This is a genomic window from Bradyrhizobium sp. CCBAU 25360 (assembly GCF_028128695.1).
In the GTDB taxonomy this organism is placed as follows: Bacteria; Pseudomonadota; Alphaproteobacteria; order Rhizobiales; family Xanthobacteraceae; genus Bradyrhizobium; species Bradyrhizobium ottawaense.
In genome coordinates this window covers 36,409-49,360 of sequence record NZ_LBJA01000029.1, presented here as the reverse complement: position 1 = coordinate 49,360, position 12,952 = coordinate 36,409, and the positions used below count along the sequence as shown (strand labels likewise).

The window sequence follows — 12,952 nt, the reverse complement described above, 5'->3', positions numbered from 1 at the left end:
GACCGATCTTGGGTTGCCGTCGCGGTCCTAGCATACCCCAGCCCCCTCTCAATCCCATTTCGGGGCGAAGCCGAAGTCGGTCAGGCGACCCTTCGGACTGGCGAGTGCGGCGATCCGGCTCATCTCGTCCTCCGACAGCTCGAAATCGAAGATCTCGATGTTTTCAGACAGGCGTTCGATGCGCGAGGTGCGCGGGATCGCAGCGACATTCTGTTGCACCAGCCAGCGCAGGCAGACCTGCGCCGGCGTCTTGCGGTGGACGCGTCCGATCTCGGCCAGCCTCTGGTCGGACTTGATGCGTCCCTTGGCGATCGGGCTGTAGGCGACGAGCGCAAGGCCATGCTGGTCGCAGGCCGCCCTCACCTTCGCCTGATCGAGATAAGGGTGGTATTCGACCTGGTTGCAGACCAGCGGCTCAGGCGACAGCGCGACCGCCTGCTCGATCAGCGCCACCGTGAAATTGGAGACGCCGATGTGGCGGGTCAGGCCCATGGTCTTCGCATGCGACAGCGCGCCGAGCGTCTCCGCCAGCGGCACATGCGAATTGGGCCAGTGCAGCAGCAGCAGATCGACGGAGGGAAGCCGCAACCGAGCCAGGCTCTCCTTGACCGAGCGCTCGAGATCGTGGGGCGCGAAATGGTTGGTCCAGACCTTGGTGGTGAGGAAGATGTCGTCCCGGCGCACGCCCGAGGCGCGCAAGCCGTCGCCGACCTCGCGTTCATTCTCGTAGACCTGCGCGGTGTCGATGTGGCGATAGCCGAACCGCAGCGCCTGCTCGACCACGCGCGCGGCAGGTCTTCCGCTCAGCTCCCAGGTCCCGAGTCCGATCGCCGGGATTTTTGCGCCATTGGCCTCGACGAACAGCATGAGGACTCCTCTTCCGTTGCGGCAGCCCCTGACGTCATCAGGCCTCATTATGGACCCGGCCCATGACGCTGCCAACGGAAGGCCGCGGCAGTTCAGCGGGATATTTGGCGCAATGCTAACAGGAGGTTCGCGTCAGGGCCCGGCCGCCCTCGACGTCGGGCTTTGGCGTCAGGCTTTGGCGAGCGCCTGGAACACCGTATCCGGGGCGTGCGCGATCACCGCGAGCAGCGCGCGGGCCGGTCCCCGCGGCGCCCGCTTGCCCTGCTCCCAGTTGCGGATGGTCTCGACGGGAACGCCGAGCTTGGCGGCGAACTCCATCTGGGTCAGGCAGGCGCGGCGACGCAAATCGCGCACCGCGAGCGGGTTGGCGTCGGCCGGCGCGGCATTGGCCGTGGGCTCGACCGGAGACGGCTGGACCGGAAATTCCTGTCCATCCCGCAACTCAACGACCCGTCCGTCCGCCTTCAGCCGCAACCGCATGCTCATTCCCCCAAGCGAGGCGATGATGCGGCAGGTCGCTTAAGTTCGGATTAAAGATGATTGTCATTCCGGGGCGCGCGAAGCGCGAGCCCGGAATCCATCAGGCTGCAAGCGATGCGGAAAAATGGATTCCGGGCTCGCGCCAAGAGGCGCGCCCCGGAATGACGTTGGGGTGAAACCTACCTCAGCCCGAACCAGAGCGTCGCGATGCCGAGGAACGAGAAGAACCCGACCACATCCGTCACCGTGGTGACGAACGTGCCCGACGCCACCGCGGGGTCGGCCCTGACGCGTTCGAGCGCCATCGGGATCAGGATGCCGCCGAGCGCACCGGCGATGAGGTTGCACACCATCGCCAGGCCGATGACGATGCCGAGGCCGGGGATCTTGAACCAGGCCACCGCCGCAATCCCCGTGATCACGGCGAAGGCGAGCCCGTTGACGAGACCGACCAGCGCCTCGCGCATCACCACGCGCCAGGCATTGGAGGAGCCCAGCTCGCGCGTCGCCAGCGCCCGCACCGCCACCGTCATGGTCTGGGTCGCGGCGTTCCCGCCCTGGCTCGCCACGATCGGCGCCAGCACGGCGAGCGCGACCATCTTCTCCAGCTGGCCCTCGAACAGGCCGAGCACCGAGGACGCCAGGAAGGCGGTGGCGAGATTGACCAGCAGCCAGTTGAACCGCGCGCGCGCAATCGTCAGGAACGTATCCGACAGCTCTTCGTCGCTGGTGACGCCGCCGAGCGCCTTGAGGTCCTCGTCCGCCTCCTCCTCGATGACGTCGACGACGTCGTCGACCGTGATGACGCCGACCAGGCGGTCCTGGGTGTCGAGCACGGGAGCTGCGACGAGATTATACTTGCCGAACATGCGCGCGACCTCTTCCTGGTCCTCCAGGACGGAGACGCGGCGGCGGTCCTCGTCGGTGAGCTCGGTGAGCGGCACCGGCCGGCGCGCGCGCAGCAGCACGTCGAGGGGGACTGCGCCCTGCCAGTGCTGGTCCTTGTCGACGACGTAGATCTCGTAGAAGCGGTCGGGCAGATCCGGCGTCTCGCGCATGTAGTCGATCGCCTGCCCGACGGTGAAATCCTGGGGCACCGCGATGAACTCGGTCTGCATCCGGCGGCCCGCGGAATTCTCGGGATACAGCAGGCTGCGTTCGAGCGCGACGCGCTCCTTGAGCGGCAGCTTCTCGAGGATCTCCTCCTGCTCGGCCTGGTCGAGGGTCTCGAGCAGCTCGACGGCGTCGTCGGATTCGAGTTCGCGAACACCTTCCGCGACGGTCTCCGGCGGCAGTTCCTCGAGGATCTCCTCGCGCACGCCCTCGTCGAGCTCGTTCAGCGCGGAGAAGTCGAAATCGCGCCCGGTCAGCTCGACCAGGCGGACGCGGTCGTCGGGCTCCAGAGCGCCGATGAGATCGCCGAGATCGGCCTCGTGCAGCTCGGCGACGCAGGCGCGCAGCGAGGCGCTGTCGCCGGCCTCGATCGCATGGGCGACCTCCTCGACGAATTCGTGCCTGATATCGCCGTCTTCATTGCGCATCGGCACGTGGTCGAGTACCGAGTCCGCGGCGGATCGGGCAACGTCCATATGTTCATCCATGGCGCGCCTCGCCGTTTGACAGGTTGGAACGAATGGTCTGGGCTGACGGTCAGGCAATACCCACAAGGCAACTCCGAGCGCAATGACAAAGATGCTTCGACTGAGGTGGACCTCGATGTCATCGGGCGCGGCCCTCGCGGCCTTGATCGGCGTCGCTTCGGCCGTGGCCGCTGAGTGTCCGCGCAAGGACGCGCTCGGCACTTCGCGCGTGCTGAGCGTCGATGCCAAGACCACGCCGCGCGTGGGCTTGAAGAGCTTTCCGCAGACGCTTGCGCTGGCCGATCACGAGGTCGTGCTGACCTTCGACGACGGGCCGAACCCGCCGACGACGTCGAAGGTGCTGGCGGCGCTGGCGCAGGAATGCGTGCGCGCGACCTTCTTCCTGATCGGCCTCCACGCCAGCCAGCATCCCGACATGGTCAAGCGCATCGCCCGCGAGGGCCACACCATCGGCCACCACACTTTCTCGCATCCGTTCATGGCGCGGATCCCGTTCGACAAGGCCAAGAGCGAGGTCGACCGCGGCGTCGCGGCCGTCGAGATGGCGCTGCACGGCAGCTCGACGGCGACGCCTTCGACGCCGTTCTTCCGCTTTCCCTATTTCCAGGGGACGCAAGCGCAGCTCGACCTGCTCCAATCCCGTGGCATCGTCGTGTTCGGCGCGGACCTCTGGGCCAGCGACTGGAACGAGATGACGCCGGAGCAGGAATTGAAGCTGGTCACGGAGCGCCTCGCAGCTAGCGGCAAGGGCATCGTCCTCTTCCACGACCCCAAGGCGCGCACCGCGGCGATCATGCCGGCCTTCCTGCGGTATCTGAGGGAGAACGGCTATCGGGTGGTCCACATCGCGCCGGCAGGCCCGCAGAAGAATGCCGATGCGCGCTGATGCCGGAATGTCACGCCGGCGCAAAATGGGGTGATTTGGGCCCTATTAACACTCTGTTCATGATACCCCATGCAAATGGATGGGGACTTTGTGACGGGAAAGGTTCTTTGGCCTGAACCGTTTCCTGATGTCTCCGACCTACTATGGCGGCAATCGCACATGAGGGCAGACGGGGTTCATGATCGGAAGTAGCGTTGTCTTGCGGACGCGATCGTGGATCGTCCTTTGCCTCGGCGGATTCCTTGGATGTTCGACCATCGGATCGCCGGCGGCGCTTGCAGCCGACTGCCCGGGCCATCCCGACGCGCTCGGGACGTCCCGCACCCTGGTGGTCGATCCGCGCGAGCATCCGCTGATCGGCACCATGCAGTACCGCGAGACGCTGCCGCTCAGGGATCATGAGGTCGTCCTTACCTTCGACGACGGTCCGCTGCCGAAATATTCCAACCAGGTCCTCAAGATGCTCGACGACGAGTGCATCAAGGCGACCTTCTTCATCATCGGCAGCCAGGCCAAGGCGAACCCCGAAGGCGTGCGCAAGCTGGTGGCGGCGGGCCACACGGTCGGCACCCACAGCATGAACCATCCGCTGACCTTCGACCGGATGCCGATCGAGAAGGCCGAGGCCGAGATCAATGGCGGCATCGAGTGGACCTCGGCCGCGATGACCGATCCGTCCAAGCTGGCGCCGTTCTTCCGCATTCCCGGCCTGATGCGCGCCGAAGGCGTCGAGCATCATCTGATCTCGCGCGGCATCCAGGTGTGGAGCGCTGACTTCCCGGCCGACGACTGGCGCCATGTGTCCTCCGACCGCGTCTATCAGCTCGCGATCCAGCGGCTGGAGGCCAAGGGCAAGGGCATCCTGTTGCTGCACGACATCCAGGCGCGGACGGTGGCGGCGCTGCCAAAAATCATCCGCGACCTCAAAGCGCGCGGCTATCGCATCGTGCATGTTGTGCCCGCGACCGCCGACCGGCCAGCGACGCCGACCACGCCGGTGGAATGGCTGCTGCATCCGCCGACCGAGACCGTGCCGATCGCGCGCTGGCCTTCCGTTCCGAGCTTCGTGTTCACGCAGACCAGGACGCTGCCGGCGCCCTCGCTCGCCGACCTCAATGCGCGGACCGAGCATCAGCCGCTGCTGCCGCGCCGGACCAAGGGTCAGATGGACGTCGCGTCCGCCCTGCCCGTGCCCGGCCGCGCGCTGTTTGCGATCCCGGAAGGCTCGGTCGAGGTGCTGCTGTCGACGACATTGTCGCGGCGTGCCGCGACCCGGCTGGCAATGGCGGCCGAGACGCCGCATGCGGCCAGGGGCAAGGCGGCAAAGGGCAAGACGGCCAAGTCCCAGGTTCGGCACACCGCGCATGCGGCACCGGCCGCACCCAAGCCTGCCGCGCAGGCCAAGAGCGCCACGCCGCGCTCGACCCGCATCGCCAGTCTGAAGAAGCGCGCTTAGTCCCTACCTATTGCCGCATGATGGCGGCGACGCAGAGCAGCACGATCAGCGCCAGGAAGAACAGGTCCATATAGGACTTGAGCTCGCCGTCGCGGCGCAGCCGGGCCACGTCGGCGACCACCTGCTTGCGCGCATTCGTTCCCCCGGAGCCGTCATTGATCGGGCCCTGAAGCCGCCGCGTCTCGGCTTCCAGCTTCTCGATCTTCTGGAAGAAGTAGAACGCGCGCAGCGTCGAGACCGCACGCATCGCGGCATAGATCAGCACCAGGATCGCCAGGATCGCCCGGTTCGGATATTTCTCCATGAAGTTCAGGCTGAAATAGACCACCGCCATGAACGCGAAGTTGGTGATGAAGCGGTAGACGAAGCTGAGAAAAACCATGCTGGCTCGAGCCTTGAGGGGTGCGCAGCCGGATCGTGCTGCGAGATTCGGGATCGGGACCCAGACCGGGAGCTGGGTTGTGACGGCCCGTCTACGCCAACTTTGTTTCAACAAGGATACTGCAAGTCGCCGCCTTTTAGCCACACGCCGCCATAATGCAAGCCGGACGATGGCGGTGGGCCTGCCCTGACGCAGCGCACCCGCTACGGCTCAATGGCGATTTGGCGAAAGTCGCGATAGACTGGACGCTGCCGCCACATCTGAGGTCTGCCGATGCCGAAGAAGGGAATCACCGGCCACGACGACTGGGTTCTGACCGAGGCCCTCGCGACCGCCCTGGTCGCGCTGGAGCAGCTCGAACCGAAGCACCAGCCGAACGCGCATATGGACGACATCCGCAAGATATTGGCGAACGGCAAGGAGCCGGCGGCGGTGAGCCTGCACCTCGCCCAGGCCAAATGCCGCCTGTTTCCCGACCTCGACCCGCTGGAGATCTACCGGGAATACGGCATCGGCGAGGAATATGGCTGAAGCGGCCGGCCGCCGCTTTCTTTGACGCAAATGCTAGTTTCGTGACGTCTTGAGCAACGGGCATTCGCTGTCGCTCAGCGGCAGAAAGGCGTCCTCGGCAGGTATCTTCTCGACGACGTTGTAATAGTCCCACGGCGTCTTCACGTCCGAGGGCTTCTTGACCTCGACGAGATAGAAATCATGCACCAGCTTGTTGTCGGCGCGCAGCCGCGCGCCGCGCGCGTAGAAATCGTCGACCGGCATCGCGCGCATCTGCTCCAGAACAGCGTTGGTCTCGTCCGTTCCGGCCGCAGAAGCGGCTTTCAGATATTGCGACACGGCGGAGTAGACGGCGGCCTGCGGCGCGGTCGGCATGGCGTTGTGAAGCTTGTAGAACCTCTGGGCGAACGCGCGCGTTTCCTCGTTGAGCGCCCAATACCAGGCAGTGACGGTCGTCAGGCCCTTGGCCGTTTCGGCCCCCATGGCGTGCACATCGGTCAGGAACATCAGCTCGGCGACGGCCTTCTGCGGCCCCGCATTCATTCCGAACTCGTTCCATTGCTTCATCGAGGTCACGAGCTGCTCGCCGGCATTGGCGAACGCAACCACCTTGGCTTTGGAAGCCTGGGCTTGCAGCAGGAAGGAGCCGTAATCGGCATTTCCGAGCGGATGAAAGACCGCGCCGAGCGACTTGGCCCCTGCCGCCGCCAGCACGCGCTGGGACACCTCGACCATATTGCGTCCGAACGCGTAGTCTGACGCGATGAAGAACCAGCTGTCATAGCCTTGCGACACCAGCTTTCGGACCGATCCGGCGACTAGATTGTAATTGTCGTGCAGCCACATCAGGCCGGTGCGCGAGCATTGCTTGCCGCCGATATCGGTGGTGCCGACCGCCGAATAGATCACGATCCTGTTCTTGTCGCGTGCGATCGACTGGATGGCGAGCGCGACCGCGGAGTTTCCGACGTCGGCGACCATGTCGACGCCATCCACGTCGAACCATTTGCGGACGATCTGGGCGCCGATATCCGGCTTGTTCTGATGGTCGGCGACGACGATCTCGGCCTTCAGCCCCGGCGTTGCGCGCTGAAAATCGTCCACGGCCATCCGCGCGGCGACGACGGAGCCGGGCCCGGCCAGGTCCGACAACGGTCCGGCCTGGTCATTGATGATGCCGATCCTGACCACGCCACCGGAGAAATCGGCAGCCGCGCTCCGTTCGGCGAGCGCTGCCTGACCCAGCGCCAGGATGAGGCCGAAGGTCAAGCGGCAAAGCCGGCTGCGCGACGATAGCAATTCTCCAACACGACAAGGCGCCATTGCCCCCTCCGCTTCAGCATCGCGACGGCATGTCGCGATGATCGATCGATGTGCCCTCGCTCACAGCGCATGCGCCGGTCCACGCGGCGCGCGGCCGGTCGAAGCTGGCTCGCTATCCCTGCCGCTGGACGGCCTTCCTGACGAACTCCAGCCGCCGTGCCTGCGCAGGCGCAACCCGTTCCTTCATGGCAGCGACGATCGCCGCCGGCGCCGTGTCCGGCGAGCCGGCCGCAAAGGGTGGTGCGGGATTGTACTCCATGCGCAGCTGGATCATCTCCGCAGCGGCGCGGCCGCGCAACATCGACACCAAAGTGAGCGCGAAGTCGATGCCGGCGGTGATGCCGCCGCCCGTCATGCGATTGCGGTCGATGCAGACCCTCTCCTGCGACAGCTCGGCTCCGAAGTACGGCAATGCATCCCTCGCGGTCCAGTGCGTGGCCGCGCGATATCCCTTCAACAAGCCGGCGGCGCCAAGCACCAGCGAGCCGGTGCAGACCGAGGTCACGTATGTCGCCCCCTTCTCCTGCTTTCGCAGAAAGGCGAGAACGTCCTCGTCCAGCATCAGCTCGTCGGTGCCGTAGCCGCCGGGGACGCAGATCACGTCGAGCTGCGGACAATCGGCGAAGGTGACAGTCGGCATCAGCGCGATCACGGAATCGCTCGGCACGGGCTCGATGCGTTTCCAGATCAGATGCACCGTCACGTCAGGCAGGCTGGAGAAGACCTGGGCGGGACCGGTGAGATCGAGCTGGGTGACGCGCGGAAAAACCAGAAGACCGATCTGCAACAGGCCCGACATGTCCAACCTCGACAACGCGCTTGACGGTTGCAGCCTGCCATGTTGGCCTTGTGGTCGAAATGGCTTAATTCCCTCAATTCTGGACACGCCCATGATCGGCTTCCTGATCTTTCCCGAATTCCAGTTGCTGGATGCGGCCGGTCCGATCTCGGTGTTCGAGATCGCCAGGCGTCACACGCCGAATGCGCCGCGCGTGATCACGGTCGCAACGAAGGCGGGCGCCGTGCGCAGCTCGTCGGGCATCGAGATGCTGGCGCGCAATCTGCGATCGGCAAGCTCGGTCACGACGCTGTTCGTGGCCGGTGGCGAGGGCGTGGAAGCCGCGGCGCGCTGCAAGACGACGATCGCTTTCATTCAGCGACTGGCGAGCCGCGGCGTGCGCATCGCCAGCGTTTGCAACGGCGCCTATCTTCTCGCGCAGGCGGGACTGCTGGACGGCCGCTGCGCCACCACGCACTGGTCCTGCACCCGCGATTTCATCGGACGCTATCCGAAGGTGAGGCTCGAACCCGACCAGATCTTCATCCGCGACGATCGGGTATGGACGTCGGCCGGCATCACGGCCGGGATTGATCTCGCGCTCGCCATGATCGCGCAGGACCATGGCGAGGAGGTCTCGCAAGCGACCGCGCGGCAGCTGGTGCTCTATCATCGCCGCAGCGGCGGACAATCGCAGTTCTCGAGCTTGCTCGAGCTCAAGACGCCGAACGGCCGCTTCGGCAGCCTTCTTTCATGGGTGCGCGAGAATCTGGATGCGCATCTCACGGTCGAGGCGCTGGCCGAACGCGCCGGATTGAGCGCACGGCATTTCGTCCGCTCCTTCACCGCGGAGACCGGATCCACGCCGACCAAGGCGGTCGAGCGCTTGCGGGTCGAGGTGGCGCGCGAGCGGGTGCAGTCCTCCGGAGAGGCCATCGAGCGCGTCGCCCAATCCACCGGCTTTCGCGACCCCGAGCGGATGCGCAGAGCCTTCATCCGCGCCTTCGGTCAGCCGCCGCAGTCGCTGCGACGCGCGGCACGAAGCGCATGAGAAGCGGCCTTCAGGCCGGCATCGCGCGTCGATGTCGCGCGTCCCGCTCAACCAAGGCGAAGCCGCGCCCTTCGTTCCCGGTCACGCCAGGCGCCGGGGCAGGCTGTGGTGGATCGTGCAGGCGGCAAGCGCGGCGTGGCCGAATGCGACCGAGATCTGGTGCAGGTCGGTGACGACGTCGCCGATGCCGTAAAGGCCGTCGACCGAAGTGCGCTGATGGTCGTCGACCTTCAGATAGCCCTCCCCATTATGCTCGGCGCCCAGCGAGACCGCGAGCTGCGAACGCACCTCGGCACCCATCGCCGGGTAGACCGTATCGAACTGCATCGTCCGGCCATCGGCCAAGACGGCCTCGAGGCCCCCCACCCTCCGCCGCAAGCGCAGGTCGGGCGCCAACACGATGTCGACGCCGGCCTCTTCCAGCTCCGCTATCGCGCTCTCCTCGTCATCCTGTCCGGTTGCGAGCAGCGTCACCTCGCGCGAATAGCCGCGCAGGAACAGCGCCTTGCCGGCGGCCCGGCCAAGCGGGCCGACAATGCCGATGCGGCGGCCGATCACCTCGAAGGCGTCGCAGACGGGACAATAGCGCAGCAGCCCGTCCGCGACCGCGGCGCGCCATTGCTCGAACGGCGGATGGCTGTCGACGATGCCGCTGGCGAGGATGACGGTGGTGGCCTCAAGCGCGCCACCGTTCCAGACCGCCTGAAAGCCGTTGCCGCGCCGCTGCAAGGCGGTGATCTCGGCTTCCACGCGCTCGACGGCGAGCTCGCCCAACTGCGCCGACATGCGCGCGATCAAGTCAGAACCTGATAGCCCGTGGACGAAGCCGGGAACGTTGTGGCTGCGGGGGATCAGCGCGGCACGGCTGGCGCCAGTGTCCACGACGCAGACGCTGCGGCGGAAGCGCGCCAGATAGATCGCGGCCATCAGCCCGGCGGGGCCGCCGCCGACGACCAGGCAATCAAACCGCGCGCCGGTCATTTGGGATTCGGGTCCTGCAACCCGGTCCCGGGCTCCTGGAGGCACCCGCTCCTGGCCAGCCGGACTGCGTTGCCGAGCGCGCGCGCCGCGTTCTGCACCTCCTGCTGGAATTCCCCGTCGTCATCGAGCTCGCGATGCGAAACGGCATATGGCTCCATGTAGCCGACATAGCCGTCGAGCTCGGCGAAGCGGCCCGCCGAGATCAGCTGCATGTCGGTCAGCCAGTCCGACAAGGCGCGGCGCACGCCCTCGGCACCGACGGCATCGCCATGAACGACCACGCCGAAATGGCGGCCGGCGAGATGGCGCGGATAGGGCCAGCCCTTCAGCTCCATCGCCTTGGCCGCGTCGGCCTTCTTGCCATGCGTCGAGGTCGGATCGGGATTGCCGCCGTCGGCGCAGACCATGCGGTCCATCATCGCCTTGAGCCCGGAAGGCACGTGGTACCAATTCACCGGGGTCACGATCAGGATGCCGTGCGCGGCGACCCACAGCGGGTAGATCTCGTTCATCCAGTCGCCGGTCTGCCCCAGCGAATAGTTCGGATAGCAGCTGCACGGCCAGTGGCAGAGCGGCATCGCGGTCGAGACGCAGGATTTGCAGGGATGAATGGTCTTGCCGAATTCCGAAGCCAGGCGAGAGAGATCGAGGATGTCCACGGCAAATCCCATCTCGACGAAGACAGGTTCAGCCAGCTCGACCAGACGCCAGGTCTTGGACATCTCGCCGGGACAGGTGTGCTCGCTGCGGGCCGAGCCGTTGATGACGAGAATGCGCGGCGTCTCCTGCGCATCGTCGTGCCGGCGCTGCGCGGATAGGACTTTCGCGCGCGCATCGAGCCAGTCGACGGCAATGTCGTAGTCGGGATCGGAGAAACCCGCGCCCGCCTTCCGCGTCAACGGCGCCTTGCGCGAATGGCTATAGGCGTCCCAGGCGGCACCGACGACGGCATCGAGCTCGCGCTGCAGCGGGGCAAAGGCGGGATCGACGAACTGACGCTTGTAGCGGCGCTCGAACTCCTCGCGCGACAGCTTGACGGGCGGCATTCCTTTGCGAATTTCAGCGTCCGTCATGCAGGCTCCCGGCGAAGTCGGTATCATCCGACCAACCCGGGGGGCAGCACCCGGTTCCTTGCCGCTACTGGCGCGCCACGTCCTGCGGCGCATCAAATTTCGCGATCCGCTGGTCCAGCCGCCACAGCTCGATGCGGTGGCCGAGCACGAGCGAAGCGGCCTCGCGCTTGGCCTCCTCGTCATTGACGCAGACGAGATTGATACATCCGAACACATGCCCATCCGGGTCGATCTGGAACGCGCGGTAGTGCTTGAAGCTGCGCATCGTCATTCTCCTCGTCTCGTGCAGACCGGTGCGCTCAGCCAGTCGGTCAGGTTCGAGGTCACTTCGTTCTGCTTGGCGCGCCGCAGCAGCATCTCGCGCTCCCTGCCAGGCGGCAGGCTGCGCGCGCGCTCGCGGGCGTTTTCGGCAAATGCGGCCAATCGCTCCTGGAGCGATCGGGTCTGCTTGTTGCGGTTGCGTTTGGCGGTCATTGGACTCACGGCTATTCGGTTGGACGGAAATCGGCCCCGGCTGGGATCGGGCGCCGGGGCCCAGGTTCTCTTGTCACTCGAGTGGCTTGCCGGTTGGGGGCGGCCCGGCCGGGCAATGGTTTTCAGCTTCGGCCGCGACGGCGGGTTCCGGCATTTCAAAAAGTTAACGCTGCGCGATTTTGCGCGAGGACGGCCGCACGGCATCGTCCCTCGCTCTCGCGTGCCGTTCGTCACGACAATCGACTGCGCCGGAACCGAATTGCTGATTCGCTTGTTCAAGAAGGACTTGAAGGAGGATCGTCATGGCAAAAGCAGCATGGAAGCGGCCGGGCTCACCGATCGGCCGCAAGGGACCGCGCAAGGCAAATCCCGCGTATAAGCGCCGCGCGCGCCAGCCCTGGACACCCTCGGATGTGAGCAAGCTGAAGCAGCTCGCGAAGGGAAACACGCCGACCGGCGTGATGAGCATCAAGCTTCAGCGCCCGGTCGCGGCCATTCGCAGCAAGGCGCAGCGCGAGGGGATTTCGCTGCGACCCGTCAATCGCTCACCCTACAACCGGCGAACCAAAGCCGCGAAGCGGCGTTGACGAAGGCACCGCCGGGTGACAACCGGACACAACGGGGACGATGGACGTGGCGCTCATTTTTCCGGTTTCTGCCCACGACACCAGCGCATCGGTACGCGCCGACATCTAACCCGTTCCCGGCGGTGCAGCCTGACCTGCGGCACGCTTCGCTCCGTTCACACGGACAGGGCAAGCCGGCGTCAATCCGGCGGCTGCAACCCCGGCGACCGCAGCCACTCGCTCATCTGGGACCCGGTCTCCGCCTGGCGCGCCTTGCGCAACATCTCGTCGCGAGCCGCTCCGGGCGGAAGCGATCTGGCTTCCGCGCGCAGCCGCTCCGCTTCGACGGCCAGACGTATCTCCAGCGGATCCGTCAGCTTCACTCGACGCCGCGTCAACATGGGCGTTCTCCCTGATCACTGGGTCGGAGCGCTCCGTTGCGTTCTCACCGATTGAGGTCATCGCGCATAGGCGACGCTCCCACAACGTTCCAGAAGCGGAACGGTTGCTTGCCGGGGTCAGAA

Annotated in this window: 16 protein-coding genes; 5 read left to right on the top strand and 11 right to left on the bottom strand. The window is 65.9% G+C overall.

All coding sequences use genetic code 11. The features are described from left to right. Positions 1-48: 48 nt before the first annotated feature. The 3 genes from XH81_RS06745 to mgtE all read right to left on the bottom strand — a co-directional run bounded on the left by XH81_RS06745 (position 49) and on the right by mgtE (position 2,948). A complete protein-coding gene (locus XH81_RS06745; protein WP_038949949.1) occupies positions 49-867 on the bottom strand; it encodes an aldo/keto reductase in 819 nt (272 codons plus the stop codon). A gap of 168 nt (positions 868-1,035) precedes the next feature. After that, complete coding sequence (locus tag XH81_RS06740) at positions 1,036-1,353, bottom strand: helix-turn-helix domain-containing protein (protein WP_038949950.1); 318 nt, start codon at positions 1,351-1,353, stop codon at positions 1,036-1,038. A gap of 173 nt (positions 1,354-1,526) precedes the next feature. After that, positions 1,527-2,948 (bottom strand): magnesium transporter, encoded by a 1,422-nt coding sequence (gene mgtE, locus XH81_RS06735; protein WP_028140540.1) that lies wholly within the window; start codon positions 2,946-2,948, stop codon positions 1,527-1,529. A gap of 115 nt (positions 2,949-3,063) precedes the next feature. Here mgtE and XH81_RS06730 point away from each other — a divergent pair, with 115 nt between their 5' ends. Beyond that, positions 3,064-3,834, top strand: a complete 771-nt coding sequence (locus XH81_RS06730; protein WP_038949951.1) for a polysaccharide deacetylase family protein — start codon at positions 3,064-3,066, stop codon at positions 3,832-3,834. Between the two features lie 178 nt (positions 3,835-4,012). Continuing rightward, positions 4,013-5,290, top strand: a complete 1,278-nt coding sequence (locus XH81_RS06725; RefSeq protein ID WP_038972881.1) for a polysaccharide deacetylase family protein — start codon at positions 4,013-4,015, stop codon at positions 5,288-5,290. Positions 5,291-5,297: 7 nt separating this feature from the next. On the opposite strand, the gene XH81_RS06720 is transcribed toward XH81_RS06725, so the two are convergent. Further along, positions 5,298-5,672, bottom strand: a complete 375-nt coding sequence (locus tag XH81_RS06720) for a hypothetical protein (RefSeq protein WP_018320591.1) — start codon at positions 5,670-5,672, stop codon at positions 5,298-5,300. Positions 5,673-5,945: 273 nt separating this feature from the next. Here XH81_RS06720 and XH81_RS06715 point away from each other — a divergent pair, with 273 nt between their 5' ends. Next, positions 5,946-6,203 carry a hypothetical protein gene (locus XH81_RS06715; protein WP_028140543.1) on the top strand — a complete coding sequence of 86 codons (258 nt, stop codon included), beginning with the start codon at positions 5,946-5,948 and terminating at the stop codon, positions 6,201-6,203. Positions 6,204-6,236: 33 nt separating this feature from the next. Here XH81_RS06715 and XH81_RS06710 read toward each other — a convergent pair whose 3' ends face one another. Together XH81_RS06710 and XH81_RS06705 are read right to left on the bottom strand one after the other, a co-directional pair. Beyond that, the gene (locus tag XH81_RS06710; RefSeq protein WP_028140544.1) at positions 6,237-7,451 is read right to left on the bottom strand and encodes an ABC transporter substrate-binding protein; all 1,215 of its coding nucleotides are present in this window, start codon (positions 7,449-7,451) and stop codon (positions 6,237-6,239) included. A 166-nt stretch (positions 7,452-7,617) separates the two neighbouring features. Then, positions 7,618-8,304: a DJ-1/PfpI family protein gene (locus XH81_RS06705; protein WP_028140545.1), complete on the bottom strand. Its 687-nt coding sequence runs from the start codon at positions 8,302-8,304 to the stop codon at positions 7,618-7,620. 91 nt (positions 8,305-8,395) lie between these two features. On the opposite strand from XH81_RS06705, the gene XH81_RS06700 reads away from it, so the two are divergent. Continuing rightward, the gene (locus XH81_RS06700; protein WP_028140546.1) at positions 8,396-9,334 is read left to right on the top strand and encodes a GlxA family transcriptional regulator; all 939 of its coding nucleotides are present in this window, start codon (positions 8,396-8,398) and stop codon (positions 9,332-9,334) included. An 81-nt stretch (positions 9,335-9,415) separates the two neighbouring features. Here XH81_RS06700 and XH81_RS06695 read toward each other — a convergent pair whose 3' ends face one another. From XH81_RS06695 to XH81_RS06680, 4 genes are all read right to left on the bottom strand, one after another. Next, positions 9,416-10,315, bottom strand: coding sequence for an NAD(P)/FAD-dependent oxidoreductase (locus XH81_RS06695; RefSeq protein ID WP_028140547.1), 900 nt, complete (start codon positions 10,313-10,315; stop codon positions 9,416-9,418). Continuing rightward, on the bottom strand, positions 10,312-11,388 hold the full coding sequence (locus tag XH81_RS06690; protein ID WP_028140548.1) for a flavodoxin family protein: 1,077 nt from the start codon (positions 11,386-11,388) through the stop codon (positions 10,312-10,314). Before XH81_RS06690 ends, XH81_RS06695 begins: the two co-directional genes overlap by 4 nt. A 64-nt stretch (positions 11,389-11,452) precedes the next feature. Beyond that, positions 11,453-11,653, bottom strand: coding sequence for a hypothetical protein (locus XH81_RS06685; protein ID WP_038972887.1), 201 nt, complete (start codon positions 11,651-11,653; stop codon positions 11,453-11,455). 2 nt (positions 11,654-11,655) lie between these two features. Then, positions 11,656-11,862, bottom strand: a complete 207-nt coding sequence (locus XH81_RS06680) for a hypothetical protein (protein ID WP_028140550.1) — start codon at positions 11,860-11,862, stop codon at positions 11,656-11,658. A gap of 302 nt (positions 11,863-12,164) precedes the next feature. Between XH81_RS06680 and XH81_RS06675 the strand changes: the two genes are divergently transcribed. Continuing rightward, complete coding sequence (locus XH81_RS06675; RefSeq protein WP_028140551.1) at positions 12,165-12,449, top strand: hypothetical protein; 285 nt, start codon at positions 12,165-12,167, stop codon at positions 12,447-12,449. A gap of 179 nt (positions 12,450-12,628) precedes the next feature. On the opposite strand, the gene XH81_RS06670 is transcribed toward XH81_RS06675, so the two are convergent. Then, complete coding sequence (locus XH81_RS06670) at positions 12,629-12,829, bottom strand: hypothetical protein (protein WP_038949958.1); 201 nt, start codon at positions 12,827-12,829, stop codon at positions 12,629-12,631. Positions 12,830-12,952 lie beyond the last annotated feature (123 nt).

Excerpts from the sequence above, each read along its gene's own strand:
- XH81_RS06745 (WP_038949949.1), bottom strand. The coding sequence starts at position 867 with ATGCTGTTCGTCGAGGCCAATGGCGCAAAAATCCCGGCGATCGGACTC.
- XH81_RS06740 (WP_038949950.1), bottom strand. The coding sequence starts at position 1,353 with ATGAGCATGCGGTTGCGGCTGAAGGCGGACGGACGGGTCGTTGAGTTG.
- mgtE (WP_028140540.1), bottom strand. The coding sequence starts at position 2,948 with ATGGATGAACATATGGACGTTGCCCGATCCGCCGCGGACTCGGTACTC.
- XH81_RS06730 (WP_038949951.1), top strand. The coding sequence starts at position 3,064 with ATGTCATCGGGCGCGGCCCTCGCGGCCTTGATCGGCGTCGCTTCGGCC.
- XH81_RS06725 (WP_038972881.1), top strand. The coding sequence starts at position 4,013 with ATGATCGGAAGTAGCGTTGTCTTGCGGACGCGATCGTGGATCGTCCTT.
- XH81_RS06720 (WP_018320591.1), bottom strand. The coding sequence starts at position 5,672 with ATGGTTTTTCTCAGCTTCGTCTACCGCTTCATCACCAACTTCGCGTTC.
- XH81_RS06715 (WP_028140543.1), top strand. The coding sequence starts at position 5,946 with ATGCCGAAGAAGGGAATCACCGGCCACGACGACTGGGTTCTGACCGAG.
- XH81_RS06705 (WP_028140545.1), bottom strand. The coding sequence starts at position 8,304 with ATGTCGGGCCTGTTGCAGATCGGTCTTCTGGTTTTTCCGCGCGTCACC.
- XH81_RS06700 (WP_028140546.1), top strand. The coding sequence starts at position 8,396 with ATGATCGGCTTCCTGATCTTTCCCGAATTCCAGTTGCTGGATGCGGCC.
- XH81_RS06695 (WP_028140547.1), bottom strand. The coding sequence starts at position 10,315 with ATGACCGGCGCGCGGTTTGATTGCCTGGTCGTCGGCGGCGGCCCCGCC.
- XH81_RS06690 (WP_028140548.1), bottom strand. The coding sequence starts at position 11,388 with ATGACGGACGCTGAAATTCGCAAAGGAATGCCGCCCGTCAAGCTGTCG.
- XH81_RS06685 (WP_038972887.1), bottom strand. The coding sequence starts at position 11,653 with ATGCGCAGCTTCAAGCACTACCGCGCGTTCCAGATCGACCCGGATGGG.
- XH81_RS06680 (WP_028140550.1), bottom strand. The coding sequence starts at position 11,862 with ATGACCGCCAAACGCAACCGCAACAAGCAGACCCGATCGCTCCAGGAG.
- XH81_RS06675 (WP_028140551.1), top strand. The coding sequence starts at position 12,165 with ATGGCAAAAGCAGCATGGAAGCGGCCGGGCTCACCGATCGGCCGCAAG.
- XH81_RS06670 (WP_038949958.1), bottom strand. The coding sequence starts at position 12,829 with ATGTTGACGCGGCGTCGAGTGAAGCTGACGGATCCGCTGGAGATACGT.